General features: G+C 33.4%; 15 protein-coding genes. 12 read left to right on the top strand and 3 right to left on the bottom strand.

The features are described from left to right. The first annotated feature begins 48 nt into the window (after positions 1-48). Positions 49-795 carry a tetratricopeptide repeat protein gene (locus tag AAYQ05_RS02995; protein WP_343541056.1) on the top strand — a complete coding sequence of 249 codons (747 nt, stop codon included), beginning with the start codon at positions 49-51 and terminating at the stop codon, positions 793-795. 82 nt (positions 796-877) lie between these two features. On the opposite strand, the gene AAYQ05_RS02990 is transcribed toward AAYQ05_RS02995, so the two are convergent. The 3 genes from AAYQ05_RS02990 to AAYQ05_RS02980 all read right to left on the bottom strand — a co-directional run bounded on the left by AAYQ05_RS02990 (position 878) and on the right by AAYQ05_RS02980 (position 4424). Continuing rightward, complete coding sequence (locus tag AAYQ05_RS02990; RefSeq protein WP_343541054.1) at positions 878-2425, bottom strand: vWA domain-containing protein; 1548 nt, start codon at positions 2423-2425, stop codon at positions 878-880. A 465-nt stretch (positions 2426-2890) separates the two neighbouring features. After that, positions 2891-3460 (bottom strand): 5-formyltetrahydrofolate cyclo-ligase, encoded by a 570-nt coding sequence (locus AAYQ05_RS02985; RefSeq protein ID WP_343541052.1) that lies wholly within the window; start codon positions 3458-3460, stop codon positions 2891-2893. After that, positions 3447-4424: a succinylglutamate desuccinylase/aspartoacylase family protein gene (locus tag AAYQ05_RS02980; RefSeq protein ID WP_281634149.1), complete on the bottom strand. Its 978-nt coding sequence runs from the start codon at positions 4422-4424 to the stop codon at positions 3447-3449. Before AAYQ05_RS02980 ends, AAYQ05_RS02985 begins: the two co-directional genes overlap by 14 nt. A 135-nt stretch (positions 4425-4559) precedes the next feature. Here AAYQ05_RS02980 and uvrC point away from each other — a divergent pair, with 135 nt between their 5' ends. From uvrC to pgi, 11 genes are all read left to right on the top strand, one after another. After that, positions 4560-6353, top strand: a complete 1794-nt coding sequence (gene uvrC, locus AAYQ05_RS02975; protein ID WP_343541049.1) for an excinuclease ABC subunit UvrC — start codon at positions 4560-4562, stop codon at positions 6351-6353. 7 nt (positions 6354-6360) lie between these two features. Next, positions 6361-8655: a patatin-like phospholipase family protein gene (locus tag AAYQ05_RS02970; protein WP_343541048.1), complete on the top strand. Its 2295-nt coding sequence runs from the start codon at positions 6361-6363 to the stop codon at positions 8653-8655. Between the two features lie 318 nt (positions 8656-8973). Further along, positions 8974-10131 carry a homogentisate 1,2-dioxygenase gene (locus AAYQ05_RS02965; RefSeq protein WP_343541046.1) on the top strand — a complete coding sequence of 386 codons (1158 nt, stop codon included), beginning with the start codon at positions 8974-8976 and terminating at the stop codon, positions 10129-10131. Positions 10132-10271: 140 nt separating this feature from the next. Further along, the gene (locus AAYQ05_RS02960; RefSeq protein ID WP_343541045.1) at positions 10272-10502 is read left to right on the top strand and encodes a four helix bundle protein; all 231 of its coding nucleotides are present in this window, start codon (positions 10272-10274) and stop codon (positions 10500-10502) included. Between the two features lie 205 nt (positions 10503-10707). Then, positions 10708-11868 carry a 4-hydroxyphenylpyruvate dioxygenase gene (hppD, locus tag AAYQ05_RS02955; protein ID WP_073410348.1) on the top strand — a complete coding sequence of 387 codons (1161 nt, stop codon included), beginning with the start codon at positions 10708-10710 and terminating at the stop codon, positions 11866-11868. 298 nt (positions 11869-12166) lie between these two features. After that, a complete protein-coding gene (locus AAYQ05_RS02950; RefSeq protein ID WP_343541042.1) occupies positions 12167-12937 on the top strand; it encodes a DUF3108 domain-containing protein in 771 nt (256 codons plus the stop codon). Continuing rightward, entirely contained in the window at positions 12937-13878 is a 942-nt protein-coding gene (locus tag AAYQ05_RS02945) for a tryptophan 2,3-dioxygenase family protein (protein ID WP_343541041.1), read from the top strand. The genes AAYQ05_RS02950 and AAYQ05_RS02945 overlap by 1 nt, the downstream gene beginning before the upstream one ends. Before the next feature lie 26 nt (positions 13879-13904). Next, a complete protein-coding gene (locus tag AAYQ05_RS02940; RefSeq protein WP_343541039.1) occupies positions 13905-15125 on the top strand; it encodes a peptidoglycan DD-metalloendopeptidase family protein in 1221 nt (406 codons plus the stop codon). A 36-nt stretch (positions 15126-15161) separates the two neighbouring features. Beyond that, on the top strand, positions 15162-15782 hold the full coding sequence (locus tag AAYQ05_RS02935) for a hypothetical protein (protein ID WP_343541037.1): 621 nt from the start codon (positions 15162-15164) through the stop codon (positions 15780-15782). Between the two features lie 43 nt (positions 15783-15825). Next, positions 15826-16158 carry a hypothetical protein gene (locus AAYQ05_RS02930; protein WP_343541035.1) on the top strand — a complete coding sequence of 111 codons (333 nt, stop codon included), beginning with the start codon at positions 15826-15828 and terminating at the stop codon, positions 16156-16158. 111 nt (positions 16159-16269) lie between these two features. Continuing rightward, positions 16270-17913 carry a glucose-6-phosphate isomerase gene (gene pgi, locus AAYQ05_RS02925; protein WP_343541033.1) on the top strand — a complete coding sequence of 548 codons (1644 nt, stop codon included), beginning with the start codon at positions 16270-16272 and terminating at the stop codon, positions 17911-17913. Positions 17914-17977 lie beyond the last annotated feature (64 nt).

The raw sequence follows: 17977 nt of genomic DNA, 5'->3' as shown, positions 1-17977 counted from the left end.
AACAAACCTGACAGGTTTTGAAAACCTGTCAGGTTTAAACAAAATAAGATGAAAAACATACGATATCTCTTTTTATTCATCTCGCAGGTTTTCTTTGCGCAAGGTCGTTTTGAATCGGCCAATGCATTGTACCAAAAAGGGCAATATAAAGAAGCAGCACAGGTTTATGAGAACATTATAAAAGAAGATAAATTACAGTCTGCCGAATTGTATTTTAATCTTGGAAACTGTTATTACAAACTAAATCAGGTTGCGCCTTCGATTTATAATTATGAAAAAGCTTTGGTTCTTAAACCAAATGATCCAGAGACTTTAAATAATTTAAAGTTTGCCAAAAAACTAACCATTGACGAAATCAAAGAAGTTCCTAAAGTAGGTTTTGCAAAACTGATTCAGAACTTTACTTCCATTTTTGATTATAATACTTGGGCTAAAATTTCTGTTGTGCTTGGTTTTGTGTTTTTATTGAGTTTTATTGGGTATTATTTTTCGAGCGCTACAATTGCAAAAAGGATTTATTTCGTCGGAATGTTTATCATTTTGGTAGCCTTTGCTTTAAGCATTTCGGCTGGAATGTCTGAAAAAAGTCATTTTGAAAACGATCGTGTTGCCATTGTTTTTTCGGAATTAAGTCAAGTGAGACATGAGCCTCAAAAATCTTCAAACGGAATTATTTTATTGCACGAAGGAGCAAAAGTTTATGTCTTGGAAAGTGTTGCTGGCTGGAAAAAAATCGAATTGACAGACGGAACTCAAGGTTGGATAGAATCGGCAACAATCAAAGAAGTAAAATAGATTTTAAAAATATTCAAATAAAAAATTCCAAATTCCAATTTTAAGTTGGAGTTTGGAATTTTTCTTTTTTGAAATTTAATGATTAATTCACAGCATCCACCAATCTAACAAATTCAGATCTGTAACCATCTTCGTCATTTGACAAACCAGATTTTGCTAATCTTTTGATGTCCGAACTTGAACTGTTGGCTATATATTTTGATTCACGCAATTTTAATCCGAACCAAGAAACTGCAGTTGTAAATTTAAAATCAGGAGAACTATTTTCTAAATCTGTTTTCTGATCTGCTATAACATTTACAATTTCAATACTTTTGTTGCCATCAGGTTTTTTATATCTAAATTTTACTGTAGCCAATTCATCACTGTAATTTCCCTCAGTTTGTTTTGTTTTAGTGTATTTCAGATCTGACGGAACATAGTCACTTTCTACACCTATTGGAACGATTTCATACAAAGCTGTAACTGAATGTCCGCTTCCCAATTCGCCCGCATCAATTTTATCATTTTTAAAATCTTCTGCATTCAGTTTTCGGTTTTCATAACCAATCAATCGGTATGCTTGAACATGTTTTGGGTTAAACTCAATTTGAATTTTTACATCTTTCGCAATAGCAAACATAGATCCTTTAAATTCTTTTCCAAGAAAACGATTTGCTTCCTGAATATTATCGATATAAGCATAATTTCCATTTCCTTTGTCGGCCAAAATTTCCATTTTACTGTCTTTATAATTCCCCATTCCAAATCCTAAAACGGTTAAGAAAACTCCAGACTCTCTTTTCTGCTCTATCAATTTCAACATATCATCATCTGAAGAAGCGCCAACATTAAAATCTCCATCTGTAGCTATTACCACTCTATTATTTCCCTCTTTAATGAAATTTTGTTGTGCAAGTTTGTAAGCCAATTCAATTCCTTCTCCCCCAGCTGTACTTCCTCCAGCATGCAAATCGTCAAAAGCATCCATAATTTCGTCTTTATTATCTCCAGAAGTTGGCTCTAAAACGACTCCTGCAGATCCTGCATAAACTACAATCGAAACTTTATCAATGCTTCGAAGTTCTTTTACCAAGATTTTCATGGATTCTTTTAGCAACGGTAGTTTGTTTGGTTCATCCATAGAACCAGAAACATCTACTAAAAAAACCAGATTAGTAGCCGGCAAATTTGCCATTGGAATATTTTTTCCCTGTAAACCAATTTTTAGTAATCGGCTGTTTTTATTCCACGGACAATCACTGTATTCTGTATTAATCGCAAATGGATGCTGTCCATCTGGCTGTGGATATTTGTATTTAAAGAAGTTGATCATTTCTTCCACTCGAACAGCATCTTTTGGAACTTTTTGCCCTTCGTTTATAAATCGACGGATATTGGTGTAGGACGCATTATCAACATCGATGGAAAAAGTAGAAAGTGGTTCTTTTAGTGGAGATTCAAACGGATTTTCTTCTAATCCTGCGTAGCTTTCTGTATTCGGTTCAATGTACATTTCCTCTGGAATTGCATCGGTCACAGCCGCAGCAGAATCAACTGCCTCGTAACTTTGGTCTGGTGCATACGCTTTCTTACAGCTAAAAATAGTAAGTACGAGGAATGCCATCATAAAGAAATTAAGATTTCTCATAAAGTAAGTTTTTAAAAAAATTAATAAAAGGTTATAGGCTTCAAATAAGGACTAGCATTCCGGATTTACTAGAGGCGATTATTTGCATTTTGTCGAGTATCAAAATCGTGCCAATTTTTTTACAAATATTTTTCTTACGTGAAAATAAAATGAGAAACCCTTATTTTTAAAGGGATTTTTAGCTGAAAATATTTTTTTGTTTTTTGTAAAATGAGAAATGTGAGAAGTGAAATGTAATTCTATCTTTTGTCCATACAGAATTGTAGAGACGCACTGCAGTGCGTCTACGTCAAGCATATCGACAAACATTGTGTCGGATGCACTGGAATGAATATTTATTTTTTGCCACAGATTAAATGATTTTAAAAGATTAATCCTTTCTAATCTTGTAATCTGTGGCAGTAATTTATATTCTATATGTTAGACGCACTGCGGTGCGTCTCTACAGAATACCGGAATGTAAAATTAAAACTGATAAATTCTCTCAGGCGTAACGCAATAATCCAATTTAATATCCGATTCAAAAACATCATCAATTTGGTTTACGGCTTCAAAAAATGAAAGTCCGATTTTGATGGTTTCTGGTTTGCATTCGGCGAGGAATTTATCGTAGAAACCTTTTCCGTAACCAATTCGGTTTCCAAAAATATCAAAAGCCAAAAGCGGTACAAAAACCACTTCCACTTTAGACGAAGGAACTTCAATTCCGTCAACTGGTTCCGGAATATTGTATTCGTTCTTTTTAATTTTGGTATTATCTGTTAATAGAAAATGAGTCATTTTTCTAGATTCAAAATCGCTTTTAGAAATCAAGATTTCTTTGTCTTTTCCAGAAAGCAAATGCAAAACATATTCGGTATTGACTTCCTTATGCTCTTCAATCGGAAGAAAAACATGATAATAACTTTTATCCCAAATTGGCATTTGAATTAATTGATTGGCAATTGCCAAACTTTTTTCTTCTATTTCGTCAAAAGAAAGCGTTTTGCGGAGATTTTTATATTCTAATCGGAGTTCTTTTTTACTCGTCGGCATTGTCTGGAATTTTAGATAAATGATAGATTGCGTCGCCTTCATAAACAATTGGCGAATGATTGGCATTAATTACATAACCATCATGGGGTGCTTTGACTTTTTGCTCAAATTTACCAAACGGATCTGTAATGATGGCTAAGATAGTGCCTTTGGTTACAAATTTTCCAACCAAATTAAAATCATGAAGTAAGCCAGAACATTTTGCGCGAAGCCAAACCGATTGCTTGATATAAATGGAAGGAGTTAAAGCTGGCTCAGCAATTTGTTTCGAATCGAGCATTCCTAAATAATGAAGCAAACGTTTGGTTCCCAAAACACCTTGATTTGCAATTTCGTTATTGATGTCTAATGATTTTCCGCCTTCAAAAAGCAACATTTTCACATTGGCATTTTCAGAAGTTTTTCTAAAAGATCCATTTATGTTTTTAGAATACAATGTAAAGGGCGCATTAAAAATGTCGGCCAAAACTTTTAATTCGGGATTATTCTCGGTAATTCTAATCTGCGGAGCATTAAAACGGCTTGCACCACCTGCATGAAAATCGACGGCATAATCTAAAATCGGCAGAATTTCTTCGACAATATGATACGCAAATCGACTGGCAAGTGAACCTTTTTTGCTTCCTGGAAAAACACGATTCAAATCACGCCCGTCTGGAAACTCGCGTGATTTATTTACAAAACCGTACATATTGATTACCGGAATGCAGATAATAGTCCCTCGCGACGGTCTGTTGATTTTTTTACTGATAATCTGACGAACAATTTCGACACCATTAATTTCGTCGCCATGAATTCCTGCAGAAAATAAAACAGTCGGCCCTTCATGTTTGGAACGACGTACAATAACAGGAATATTTAGTTTTGTTGTAGTATGAAGCCGAGCAATTTCGACATTTATTGTTCTATGTTCTCCCGGCAAAATCGATTCGCCGAAAATAACCAATGGAGCACTATTTTTCATGTAGAATTATAAAATCTAAATATAGAAATTATTCTTTTGATTTTGTAAATTTGAAACTAATTCAATGTTAAGCTTCTTTTAGAAACAGGAATGTTTTTTGAAAAGCTTATCAAACATCTTCAGAAACACAATAGAATGCAAAAACCGTCCTTAGATCTTCAAATTTTAACGTTGCCTGATAATCCAGGCGTGTATCAATATTATGATAAAGACGGGAAAATCTTGTATGTCGGAAAAGCCAAAAATTTAAAAAAAAGGGTTTCATCCTATTTCAATAAAATTCACGATACTGCCAAAACGAATGTTTTGGTAAAAAAAATCGTGACCATAAAACACATTGTAGTTCCAACCGAAACCGATGCGCTTTTATTAGAAAACAATTTAATTAAAACACTTCAGCCGAGATACAATGTTTTGCTTCGTGACGACAAAACATATCCTTGGATCTGTATTAAAAAAGAACCTTTTTCGAGAATATTTTCAACTCGAAACATGGTCAAAGATGGCTCTGAATATTTTGGCCCATATACCAGTTTCAAAACAGTACATACTATTTTGGATCTTATTAAAGAATTGTATCCGCTTAGAACCTGCAATTATGACTTGAGCCAATCAAACATTAATTCAGGAAAATTTAAAGTTTGTTTGGAATATCACATTGGCAATTGTAAAGGCCCTTGCGAAGGTTTGGAACCTTTGGAAGAATACCAAAGACAAGTCAATGCTATTCGCGAAATCCTGAAAGGAAATTTCAAAGAAAGTTTAAAGGATTTCAAGAAATTGATGAATAATTATGCGCAAAATTTACAATTTGAAGAAGCGCAGAAAATAAAAGAAAAGATTGAAGTACTAGAAAACTATCAATCTAGATCTACCATTATCAATCCGAAGATTACCAACATTGATGTTTTCTCCATTGTTTCTGACGAAAGTGCGGCTTATGTCAACTTTCTACAAATTTCACATGGTTCAATTATTCGTTCGCATACTTTAGAAATGAAGAAAAAACTAGACGAAAGTGATGAAGAATTATTAGAATTGGCCATTGTAGAACTTCGTGAGCGTTTTCAATTATTATCTAAAGAAATTATTGTTCCTTTTGAAATGGATTTGGGCGAAAACATTAAAGTAACTGTTCCGCAACTTGGAGACAAAAAGCAAATTCTAGATTTATCTATTCGAAATGCGAAATTCTACAGAATCGAACAATTGAAACAGTTGCAAATTGTAGATCCCGATCGACATGTGAATAGAATTATGGCTCAGATGCAGAAAGATTTACGTCTTCCTTCTGAACCTCGACATATTGAATGTTTTGATAACTCGAATATTCAAGGAACAAATCCTGTTGCGGCTTGCGTAGTTTTTAAAGACGGAAAACCAAGTAAAAAAGATTACCGCCATTTTAATGTCAAAACGGTTGAAGGTCCGAACGATTTTGCTTCTATGACCGAAATCGTGTACCGCCGTTACAAAAGATTGTTGGATGAAAACGAACCTCTACCGCAATTGATTATTATCGATGGTGGAAAAGGACAGCTTTCGGCAGCATTAAAAAGTATTGACGATTTAGGATTAAGAGGAAAAGTTGCTATTATTGGAATTGCAAAACGTCTGGAAGAACTTTTCTATCCTGGAGATTCGATTCCGTTATATTTAGATAAAAAATCAGAAACTTTAAAAGTGATTCAGCATTTAAGAAACGAGGCGCATCGATTTGGAATCACTTTCCATAGAGACAAACGAAGTAAATCTGCACTTAATTCTTCTGTAGAAAGCATTCCGGGAATTGGAGAAAAAACCATGCTTGCATTAATACAACATTTCAAAAGTGTTAAAAGATTAAAATTAGCTACAGAAAAAGAAATTTCAGAAGTTATAGGTGCTTCCAAAGCAAAAAAAATTGTCGACTTTTACAAAACCAACTAAACATTATATGCGTCCATCCCAATTATACATTTCAAATATTTGGTCAAAAGAAATTTTAACTAAATTCGAAAAAAGAGTTTCTTGGCGCGTATTTATATTCGTTTTTTTAACGGCATTTTTCTTTTCGTCAAAATCATTTTCTCAAGAAATAAAAAAAGACAGTGTCAAAAGACCCAAAATAGGATTGGTTTTAAGTGGTGGTGGCGCCAAAGGTTTTGCGCATATTGGAGTTTTGAAAGTTTTGGAAGAAGCTGGAATCAAAATTGACTATATTGGCGGAACCAGTATGGGATCTGTAATTGGCGGGCTTTATGCTTCTGGTTACAACGCTTCTCAAATCGACTCTATTTTCAAACAAACCAATTTTGACGAATTAATAAACGACTATATTCCGCGTTCTTCTAAGAATTTTTACGGTAAGAAGAATGACGAATTGTATGCTGTTGTTTTGCCTTTCAGCAATTTTAGAGTCGGCATTCCAGAAGCACTTTCAAAAGGAATGTACAATTACAATTTATTGAGCAGTTTAACTAGAAACGTTCGTCATGTTCGCGATTTTAATCAACTGCCGACTCCTTTTTTATGTATTGGAACCAATATCGAAACAGGTGAAGAAGTTTTATTAAATAAAGGAAATCTCGTTCAAGCCATGATGGCTAGTTCGGCTTTTCCTTCCTTATTTACGCCAGTTGAAATTGACGGAAATTTGTTGGTTGATGGGGGAGTTGTAAATAATTATCCTATTCAAGAAGTTCGAAAACTTGGTGCCGATATTATTATTGGCGTTGATGTTCAGGATGATTTGCTGAAAAGAAAAAATCTGAAAAATGCGACCAGAATCTTAGTTCAGATTACCAATCTACAGTCTATTGACAAAATGAAAAGCAAAATAAAAGACACCGATATTTATATCAGACCCGATATTCGTGATTTTGGTGTTATTTCGTTTGACCGAGGAGAAGAAATTATCAGAAAAGGAGAAGAAGCTGCTTTTGCCGTTTACGAAAAAATCAAAGCATTAAGCGATGAAAATAACTTTTATAAAAAACCAAAACTGAAAGTTGCAACTGATACACTTCATATTCAAAAAATAAATACAGATAAATTAGAAAATTATACTAAAGAATATATTCGTGGTAAACTTCGTTTCAAACCTGAAAGCACCATAACTTACGATGGTCTTAAAACAGGAATAAACAACTTGAATGCGACACAAAACTTTAGCACAATCTCCTATTGTCTTCAGCCAAATGGAGATAAAGACGATCTTGATTTGGTTTTAAAGGAAAACCCAACTCAAACTTATCTAAAACTTGGGCTTCATTATGATGGTCTTTACAAAAGTGCAGTTTTATTAAATCTAACCCATAAAAAGACTTTTTTAAAAAACGATGTTACTTCTTTAGATATCATTTTGGGTGATAATTTCAGATATGATTTTAATTATTATGTCGAAAATGGTTTTAATATCAGTTTTGGATTCCGTTCTAGATTGAATCAATTTAATCGAAATGTAACTACGAGTTTAAGTGGCGTTCTAAAAGAGAATCCCAATGTCAACCTTATTAATGTTGACTTCATGGATATAACCAATCAGGCCTATTTTCAGACCATTTTTGTCCAGAAGTTTTTAATGGGCGGCGGCTTAGAATATAAATATCTAAAAATTAGCTCACCGACCCTTACCAATGAAGACAACATAATAGAAAAAAGCAATTATTTTAGTGCCTTTGCCTATTTAAAATACGATTCGCTAGACGAAAAATATTACCCAAGTTCTGGATTATATTTTTCTACAGATTTGCAAACTTATATGGCATCATCAGATTATACGAAGCAATTCAAACCTTTCTCGATTGCCAAAGCTGAAATAGCAGTTGTTAGACCACTATTTAAAAAAGCAACTATAAAATTTGGAGCCGATGCTGGATTTAATATTGGCAGCGACAGCGTTCCGTTTTTTGATTTTATATTTGGCGGTTATGGCTACAATAAAATAAACAATTTCAATTATTTCTACGGATACGATTTTCTAAGCATTGCCGGCAACAGTTATATTAAAACGGATATTAATATTGATTATGAAATCTTCAAAAAAAATCACATCAATATATCTGCTAATTTTGCCAACTTAGGAGATGATATTTTTTCATCTGTCGATTGGATTTCTATGCCAAAATATACAGGATATGCGATTGGTTATGGTTTAGAAACTATTATTGGTCCTATAGAAGTAAAACAATCTTGGTCTCCAGAAATGTCAAAAAGTTTTACCTGGTTTAGTATCGGGTTTCAATTTTAGTAGTATAACAGAGAATACTTCAATAATTTCTGCCTATTTTTTTACATCCTAAAAATTATATCAAAAAAACTAAGTTATTTTATAGTTATAAATAATATAATTTTTATTTTTACTCCGAAAAAATTACGACATTTGTTATAATGAAAACAAATTGGACAGGTTTATTAGAGTATCTTCAATTCCTCATCAAGAGAAATCCTGAGTAATGGCTCTATCGAATTGAAATAATCAGTCAATTGCAAAAATTGAACTGATTATTATCTCTGCAATTCAAATTTTCGAATTATCTAATTTACTAATTATCTAATTGAAAAAGCCATGCCACTATATCATAAACTTGGGGATTTTCCTCAAAAGCGACACACCCAATTTGAAAAACCAAATGGAGGTTTTTACTACGAACAATTGTTTGGAACTGAAGGTTTTCATGGACATTCGTCGCTATCTTATCACGTACATAGACCAACACAGGTTAAAGAGATTTTAAATTCTTATTCGGTTGAACCAAAAATTGCAATCGGTAAAAATATAAAATCACTTCTTTTTAAAGGTTTTGAATTAAAACCTGAAAATGATTTTCTAGACAGCAGAAAAGCGATGTTAGTCAACAAAGACTGTATCATTGGTTTAGCTGCGCCAAAAGAATCGCTTCGAAATTACTTCTACAAAAATGCCGATGCCGATGAAATGCTTTTCATTCACAGAGGAAAAGGAAAATTAAGAACCATGTTAGGAAATATTCCATTTGAATATGGCGATTACTTGATTATTCCACGTGGTATTATTTATCAGATCGATTTCGAAACAGAAGACAACCGACTATTTTACGTAGAATCGTATTCTCCTTTTTACACTCCAAAACGTTATAAAAATCAGTCAGGGCAGCATTTAGAACATTCTCCATTTTGCGAGCGTGATTTTATTCTGCCAAATGAATTAGAAACGTATGACGAAAAAGGCGATTTTTTAATCAAAATCAAAAAAGAAGGAATGATTCATGAAGTGGTTTATGCCACACATCCGTTTGACGTTGTAGGCTGGGACGGCTACAATTTCCCTTACGGATTTTCAATTCATAATTTCGAACCTATAACTGGACGCGTTCACCAACCGCCACCAGTCCATCAAACTTTTGAAACAGCTGCTTTTGTAGTTTGTTCATTCTGCCCAAGACTTTACGATTATCACCCAAAAGCTATTCCAGCACCATACAATCATAGCAACATAGATTCTGACGAAGTACTATATTATGTTGATGGTGATTTTATGAGCCGTAATAATATCGAGCAAGGTCATATCACTTTACACCCAAAAGGAATTCCGCACGGACCAGCGCCAGGCGCAATGGAACGCAGTATTGGCCACAAAGAAACCCAGGAATTAGCCGTGATGGTGGATACTTTCAGACCATTAATGGTTACTGAAGAAGCTATGGGCCTTGACGATGGTCAGTACTATAAATCTTGGACGGAATAGTTTTTTAATGTGGCAATGTGTCAATTCGCCAATTAGAGAATGTGACAATTAGAAAATGAGAAAACTAATTATTAATTTGTAATTTTAAACCTACAAAAAATTATCTCATTATCAAATTCTCTAATTAACTAATTCAAGAAATGACTTTTAACGAAAAATATAAAGACAACGCTCTTTTAATAAAAACCTTCAACTTTGCATTAAATATAATTGATTATACAACCGAACTTCAAGATCAAAAGAAATTCGTAATTGCAAACCAATTATTAAAAAGCGGAACATCAATTGGAGCTAATTCAAAAGAGTCACAAAACGCAGAAAGCAAGTCAGATTTTATTCATAAATTAAAAATTGCAATTAAAGGCAGATGAAACAGAGTATTGGTTGTTTTTATGTGATGCCCATAAGGAATATCCAAATTGCAAGCGTCTAATAAATGATCTTTCAGAAATTTTAAACAAAATAATATCAACATCTAAGAGGAATTAGAAAATTAGAAAATGTGTCAATTACAAAATTGATAAATTAAAGCATTTCAAAAATTATCTCATTTTCTCATTATCAAATTATCTAATTATGAGTAAAGAAGTAAAATCAGTAGAATACGGATTAGAAAAAATATTTGAAGGAGCACAAGATTTCCTTCCATTATTAGGAACAGATTATGTAGAATTTTATGTAGGTAATGCAAAACAAGCAGCACATTATTATAAATCTGCATTTGGATATCAATCTTTGGCTTATGCCGGATTGGAAACAGGAGTAAAAGACAGAGCATCTTATGTTTTAAAACAAGATAAAATTAGAATTGTTTTAACAACGCCATTAACAGCTGATTCTCCAATAAACGAACATTTGAAAAAACACGGTGACGGAGTAAAAGTTGCAGCACTTTGGGTTGAAGATGCTACAAAATCTTACGAAGAAACCATGAAACGTGGCGCTCGTTCTTTTATGGAGCCAACTGTTGAAGAAGATGAATTTGGACAGGTAGTTCGTTCTGGAATTTACACTTACGGAGAAACGGTTCACATTTTTGTAGAAAGAAAAAACTATAATGGTGTTTTCTTGCCAGGTTACAGAGAATGGAAATCTGATTTTAACCCAGAATCAACTGGTTTAAAATATATCGACCACATGGTTGGAAATGTGGGTTGGAACGAAATGAATACTTGGGTAAAATTTTACGAAGACGTTATGGGATTCGTGAATTTCTTATCTTTTGATGACAAACAAATTACTACAGAGTATTCTGCTTTGATGAGTAAAGTAATGTCTAACGGAAACGGAAGAATTAAATTCCCAATCAACGAACCAGCAGAAGGAAAGAAAAAATCTCAGATTGAAGAATATTTGGATTTCTACGGCGGACCTGGAATTCAGCATATTGCCATTGCGACAGATGACATTATTAAAACAGTATCTCAATTGAGAGCGCGCGGTGTTGAATTTTTATCTGCTCCTCCTCATACGTATTACCAAGCAATTCCAGAAAGACTAGGTGTTCACATGGACATGATGAAAGAAGATTTAAACGAAATCGAGAAACTTGCCATCATGGTAGATGCTGACGAAGATGGATACTTATTACAAATTTTTACTAAGCCAGTTCAGGATAGACCGACGCTTTTCTTCGAAATTATTCAAAGAATGGGTGCAAAAGGATTCGGTGCAGGCAACTTTAAAGCCCTTTTTGAGTCAATCGAAAGAGAGCAAGAATTGCGAGGAACACTGTAAAACATTAATTTTCATGCATAAAACAGCATAATTCTCCAAAAAACGATGATTTTTTTGCAAATGTTATGTTAAACTTGACTTTAGCTATTTGTTTTTTGAACTTTCTATCTATCTTTGCACTCGCAAATAAGGAAGGGGTGGTTTCCTTCCGAATTGATATAAATTTCATAATTTATAGTTTTTTGGTTAGTTAATAGCATAAAAACTCAGTCATCTTTGACTGAGTTTTTTTGTTTTGGTACATTTGGAATAAAATTTGCATTTGTCTACCTTTATAAATAAATGTAAAGATTGTACTATGAAAAAGCTCATCCTCATTATATTAGCACTAACACTACTTGCTTTCAGCCCTCAAAAAGAAGATGCTTTCGACACAGGAGAATATTTCAAATTTAGAATACATTACGGAATTGTAAATGCTGGATATGCAACACTTGAAGTAAAAGATGCTACCATAAACAACAAAAAGGCATATCACTCTGTTGGAAAAGGTTACACAACCGGAATGTCCAAATTTTTCTTTAAAGTAGAAGATTTGTATGAGAGTTATTTTGACAAAGAGACAGGAAAACCGTACCGCTATGTCCGAAAAATTGATGAAGGCGGCTACACCAAAAATCAAGAAGGTTTTTTTAATCAAGCGGAAAATAAAGTTTTAGTAAAAGACTATAAACGCAAAACAGAAAAAACAATCATTGTTACAGAAGGCGTACAAGATATAGTTTCAGCTTTTTATTATCTGAGAAACCACCCAAACATTGACAAACTTAAATCGGGTGAAGCCATTACAATTGACATGTTTTTTGATGATGAAATCACAAAATTTAAGTTAAAATATGTAGGTCGTCAAGATATTACGACTAAATTTGGAACCGTTTCTACGATGGTCTTCAAGCCATTGGTACAAACGGGAAGAGTATTTAAAGAAAAAGAGAGTTTAACGCTCTGGATAACAGACGATGTAAACAAAGTTCCAATTAGAATTAAAGCAGATTTGGCTGTAGGATCTCTTAAAGCCGATCTCGACGAATATAAAGGATTAAAAAGTCCACTAAAAGCAAAAAAATAATGAACCCTACAGATCATTCTGAAGCAATTTTAAAAGAAATTGACCTAAAATTTCAAGCCATAAATCAAAAAACTGATGTTCAATTAGAAGGATTGCTTTGGGCTAAACCAATCACTTATTGGGATTATATTCAAACTGATGCTCTATTAAATTTACAAATTCAGCGCACCACACTTCCTGACGAAATGGTTTTTATCATGTATCATCAGGTTAATGAATTAATCTTTAAAATGATTTTGTGGGAAATTGACCAGATTGCAGACACAGAAAACATTCAGGTTGATTTTTTTAGCGAAAGATTATCAAGAATCACTAGATATTTTGACATGCTTACCAATTCGTTCAGCATTATGGAAAACGGAATGGAAGTAGATCAATACATGAAATTTAGAAACACTCTTACTCCAGCAAGCGGATTCCAGAGTGCTCAATATAGAATGATTGAATTTGCCTCTACAGATGTTATCAATTTAACAGATCGCAGATACAAAGCAAACTTTGATGAAAACACCGATTTAGAAACCAGTTTTGAACACCTTTATTGGCAAGCTGCCGGAAAAGACTATCACACAGGCGAAAAATCGTATTTACTAAATGAATTTGAAAAAAAATACAAAGAGCAATTTTTAAGACAAATGGCTTCGTTTAAAACGAAAAACATTTGGCAAAAATTCACGCAATTACCAATTGAAGATCAGCAAAATGCAGCGTTGATAGATGCAATGCGCCATTATGACAAAACGGTAAATATTACGTGGGTAATGCAGCACTTAAATACTGCAAGAAAATACATCTTGGAAAGCGGAAAAGGCAACGGAGAAGCAACAGGAGGAAGTGACTGGCAAAAATATATGCATCCAAAATACCAAAGACGCATCTTTTTTCCTAAATTGTGGACCGAAGAAGAATTGTCCAATTGGGGAAATGAAACCGAAGTCTAATTTCACCACAAAAAAATTTATAAAGTTTGAAAAGAGCAGTCGTAATTTTAATTATCTTGTTTTCTATTTTTTCATGTAAAAAAGCAGAAGAAAAAGTAGAAGCAAAAATTACTAAACCAGCAACCAAAAAAATAGAATTCGGTTTTAATTACGCAGACTTTAATGTTGTTAATGATACTATTTCAAAAGGAGATTCTTTTGGCTCCATTCTTCAAAGCCAAAATATTGGAGACAAAAAAGTCCATGATATTGTTGAGCAAGTAAAAGATTCTTTTAATGTTAGAAGCATTCGTTACGGCAAACCTTTCACTTTACTTCGCGCCAAAAACAAAACCAATAATTTAGAGGTTTTTATTTATCAGCCAGATGCATTAAGTTATTATGTTATCGATTTAAGAGACAGTATTGCTAAAGCTTATAAAAAAGTAAAACCTGTTACTTTAAAAAGAAAAATTATTGGTGGCGTTTTAAAAAGTTCATTATCTGAAACTTTAGGAAACGAAAGTGTCGAAACCGCTTTGGCCAGCCGAATTACAAAAGTCTTTTCTTGGTCTATTGACTTCTTCAAACTAAAAAAAGGAGATCGTTACGGATTAATTTTCACAGAGCGATTCATCAACGGGAAAACTTACGATGGTGTTGAAGAACTAGAAGCAGCATTTTTTGAATATAAAGGTAAAATTGTTTATGCCTTTCCATTTGAAAGAGATACTACTTCTGGAAAGATTGAATATTATGACGACCAAGGAAGAACACTTAAAAATTTCTTCCTAAAAACCCCAATCAAATTCAGCCGAATCACATCAAGATTTACTATGAATAGATTTCATCCGGTGCAGCACACTTGGAAAGCCCACAAGGGAACCGATTATGCAGCGCCAACCGGAACACCAATTTCTACCACAGCATCTGGAGTTGTAGAAACTACAGGGTATACGGCAGGTAACGGAAACTTTGTCAAAGTAAAACATAACGGAACCTACTCTACTCAATATTTACACATGTCTAAAATCTTAGTTCGTCGCGGACAACGCGTAACACAAGGTCAGACAATTGGTTTGGTAGGAAGCACAGGTTTGGCTTCTGGCCCGCACGTTTGTTATCGTTTCTGGAAAAACGGCGTTCAAGTTGATGCGCTTCGATTAAATCTTCCAACGGGAGAATCTTTAACAGGAAATGACAGAACTCGTTTTATGACACAGATTGAACCTTTGAAAAGAGAATTGGACAGCATTGGGAATCTGTAAATAATCTATTTTGCAATCTTTTTTGAATCAAAAGTCATGAAAAATGAACGCCTCAAAACCATTTACCATGAAACTTTTTCTGGTTTAAAACTATTTTACAGAGATACGAATCTTTCCGAGAATTTGATTTCAAATTACAAAGTCGGCCAAATCATTCAAGAAAAAGGATTTACTGACATGAGTTCGATTGGCGGAGGACTTTCTGGAAATTTCAGGTATTTAATTGCAAGTGCTCATGCCAAAGATTTGTCAAAATTTAATCCCGATTCGGCAAAAAACGGTCATTTTCTTTTAGACTCTATAGCTTATTTTAAAATATTGGACATTCAGAAAATCGGGGATAAAACTCAGGTTTTCCTTTTAAATATTCCAGATAATTCCATTTCGCTTTTCAAAAATTCATCTTCGAACTTAGAAGAAGAAATTATAGAAAAAGCTCAAAAACGCTTTCGCGAAAAAATCGATGCCAATTTAATTGCAGAATTGCAGACCGAAAATTGGAAAGAAAGAACAAAATCTCCACTAGGAATGAGTGATAATGGCGAACTTTTTTTTGATGATTCTAAGATTAAAACTGAATCTCCAAAAAGAATTGATGTCGACGTTTCGAAGAAAATTATAGAAATCAATAAGAAACCTTGGAGGAAGTTTTGGTAAAAGCCAAAGTTTCATAAAAACTTTTTTAAAACGGTAAGTATTCATGCAAAAAAACTTATTGATACTTTTATCACTAATCACTGTGGGATGCTCCAATCCGAAGGTTTTTATTTTAAATGATAAAGAAGAAAGTAAATTCTTTGTCCAGAAGTTAGTCTGCAAAGCCTATGAAAAAGATTTAATTGGAAATTCACCTTTAATTGTAATTGATGGAATTCCATTTAAATACAACAAAAAAGAAGATACCATCCTATTGCCACTTAAAAAGTCCGACATTCTTACTTTAGATTTTTTAAATAAAAACAGCAGTCGTATCATTTACAATGAAAAAGAAAATGATGGCGCAATCATCATAACTTCAAAAATCCAAAACTAAAACTCATAAAACGTTTTCGTAACTAATTGTTATATAATCGCAAACCGCTCCCCTTTTAAAAGTTATTTCAGTATTTTTGTGTTTCAGAAAACAAACTCAATTATAGATAAAATGGCTTTAAACACAACAAACCCAACTGGGACTGAAGCGTGGAAAAATCTACAAAACCACTATAACGCAATTCACGAAACCACAATACAAGAATTGTTTCAACAAGATAGTGCGCGCGTTGAAAAATTCAATTTGCAATGGAATGACTTTTTAGTAGATTATTCAAAAAATAATATCAGTCAAGAAACAGTTTCTCTTTTATTAGAATTAGCAAACTCAATCGGATTGAAAGATGCAATTGCACAATATTTTGGAGGAGAATTAATCAATCAGACTGAAAATCGCGCGGTTTTACACACAGCATTGCGTGCTCCAGAATCGGCAGTTATCAAAGTAGACGGAGAAAATGTAATTCCTGAAGTTTACGAAGTAAAAAATAAAATCAAAAAATTTACTGAAGAAGTTATTTCTGGACAAAGAAAAGGCTACACTGGAAAAGCTTTTACAGATGTTGTAAATATTGGTATTGGAGGTTCTGACCTTGGTCCTGTTATGGCTGTTGAAGCTTTACAATTTTACAAAAATCACCTAAACACACATTTCGTTTCAAATGTTGACGGTGACCACGTAAATGAAGTTATCAAAAAACTAAATCCTGAAACCACACTTTTCGTGATTGTTTCTAAAACTTTTACAACTCAAGAAACGCTTTCAAATTCAGAAACTATTAAAGAATGGTTTTTAAAATCGGCTTCTCAAGAAGACATTGCAAAACACTTCGTAGCAGTTTCTACAAACATTAAAAATGTAACAGAATTCGGAATTAATCCAGACAACGTTTTCCCAATGTGGGATTGGGTTGGAGGAAGATTTTCTCTTTGGAGTGCCGTTGGTTTAAGCATTGCTTTGGCAATTGGTTTTGACAATTACAACCAATTATTAGTTGGAGCAAACGAAATGGATGAACATTTCAAATCGGCAGAATTTGATGAAAACATTCCGGTTATTTTAGCTTTGTTAAGCGTTTGGTACAATAATTTTTATGGTGCCGAAAGCGAAGCTTTAATTCCATACACGCAATATTTATCAAAACTAGCTCCTTACTTACAGCAGGCAACTATGGAAAGTAACGGAAAAAGTGTTGGCCGTGACGGAAAACCTGTTAATTACCAAACTGGAACAATTATCTGGGGAGAACCAGGAACAAATTCACAACATGCTTTCTTCCAATTAATTCACCAAGGAACAAAGAGAATTCCAACAGATTTTATCGGATTCGTAAAACCATTATACGGAAACGAAGATCACCACGATAAATTAATGTCTAACTTTTTTGCTCAGACTGAAGCTTTAATGAATGGAAAAACTCCAGCTCAGGTACAAGCAGAATTTGACAAGCAAGGATTAGCCGCTGAAAAAGCTTCTTACTTATTGCCTTTTAAAGTTTTCACAGGGAACAAACCAACGAATACCATTTTAATCGAAAAATTAACTCCAAAAAGCTTAGGTTCTCTTATTGCATTGTACGAACACAAGATTTTTGTGCAAGGTGTTATTTGGAACATTTTCAGCTTTGATCAATGGGGAGTTGAATTAGGTAAACAATTAGCAAATTCTATCTTAGATGAAATCAATTCTAAGACTGTTAAGAACCATGACAGTTCAACTTCATTTTTGTTAAATCATTTCTTAAAAAATAAATAGAAACATTTATTTAAATATTCTATAACTTTTGAAACGTCCTAATTTCTAGTAAAATTAGGACGTT

This window comes from Flavobacterium movens (genome assembly GCF_039581425.1).
Taxonomy (GTDB): domain Bacteria; phylum Bacteroidota; class Bacteroidia; order Flavobacteriales; family Flavobacteriaceae; genus Flavobacterium; species Flavobacterium luteolum.
This window is presented reverse-complemented; position numbering and strand designations above follow the sequence as displayed.

What these genes read in the sequence shown, in the direction of transcription:
- AAYQ05_RS02930 (WP_343541035.1), top strand. Translation starts at nt 15,826, where the DNA reads ATGCAAAAAAACTTATTGATACTTTTATCACTAATCACTGTGGGATGC.
- AAYQ05_RS02985 (WP_343541052.1), bottom strand. Translation starts at nt 3,460, where the DNA reads ATGCCGACGAGTAAAAAAGAACTCCGATTAGAATATAAAAATCTCCGC.
- pgi (WP_343541033.1), top strand. Translation starts at nt 16,270, where the DNA reads ATGGCTTTAAACACAACAAACCCAACTGGGACTGAAGCGTGGAAAAAT.
- AAYQ05_RS02945 (WP_343541041.1), top strand. Translation starts at nt 12,937, where the DNA reads ATGAACCCTACAGATCATTCTGAAGCAATTTTAAAAGAAATTGACCTA.
- AAYQ05_RS02950 (WP_343541042.1), top strand. Translation starts at nt 12,167, where the DNA reads ATGAAAAAGCTCATCCTCATTATATTAGCACTAACACTACTTGCTTTC.
- AAYQ05_RS02935 (WP_343541037.1), top strand. Translation starts at nt 15,162, where the DNA reads ATGAAAAATGAACGCCTCAAAACCATTTACCATGAAACTTTTTCTGGT.
- hppD (WP_073410348.1), top strand. Translation starts at nt 10,708, where the DNA reads ATGAGTAAAGAAGTAAAATCAGTAGAATACGGATTAGAAAAAATATTT.
- AAYQ05_RS02990 (WP_343541054.1), bottom strand. Translation starts at nt 2,425, where the DNA reads ATGAGAAATCTTAATTTCTTTATGATGGCATTCCTCGTACTTACTATT.
- uvrC (WP_343541049.1), top strand. Translation starts at nt 4,560, where the DNA reads ATGCAAAAACCGTCCTTAGATCTTCAAATTTTAACGTTGCCTGATAAT.
- AAYQ05_RS02970 (WP_343541048.1), top strand. Translation starts at nt 6,361, where the DNA reads ATGCGTCCATCCCAATTATACATTTCAAATATTTGGTCAAAAGAAATT.
- AAYQ05_RS02995 (WP_343541056.1), top strand. Translation starts at nt 49, where the DNA reads ATGAAAAACATACGATATCTCTTTTTATTCATCTCGCAGGTTTTCTTT.
- AAYQ05_RS02965 (WP_343541046.1), top strand. Translation starts at nt 8,974, where the DNA reads ATGCCACTATATCATAAACTTGGGGATTTTCCTCAAAAGCGACACACC.
- AAYQ05_RS02980 (WP_281634149.1), bottom strand. Translation starts at nt 4,424, where the DNA reads ATGAAAAATAGTGCTCCATTGGTTATTTTCGGCGAATCGATTTTGCCG.
- AAYQ05_RS02960 (WP_343541045.1), top strand. Translation starts at nt 10,272, where the DNA reads ATGACTTTTAACGAAAAATATAAAGACAACGCTCTTTTAATAAAAACC.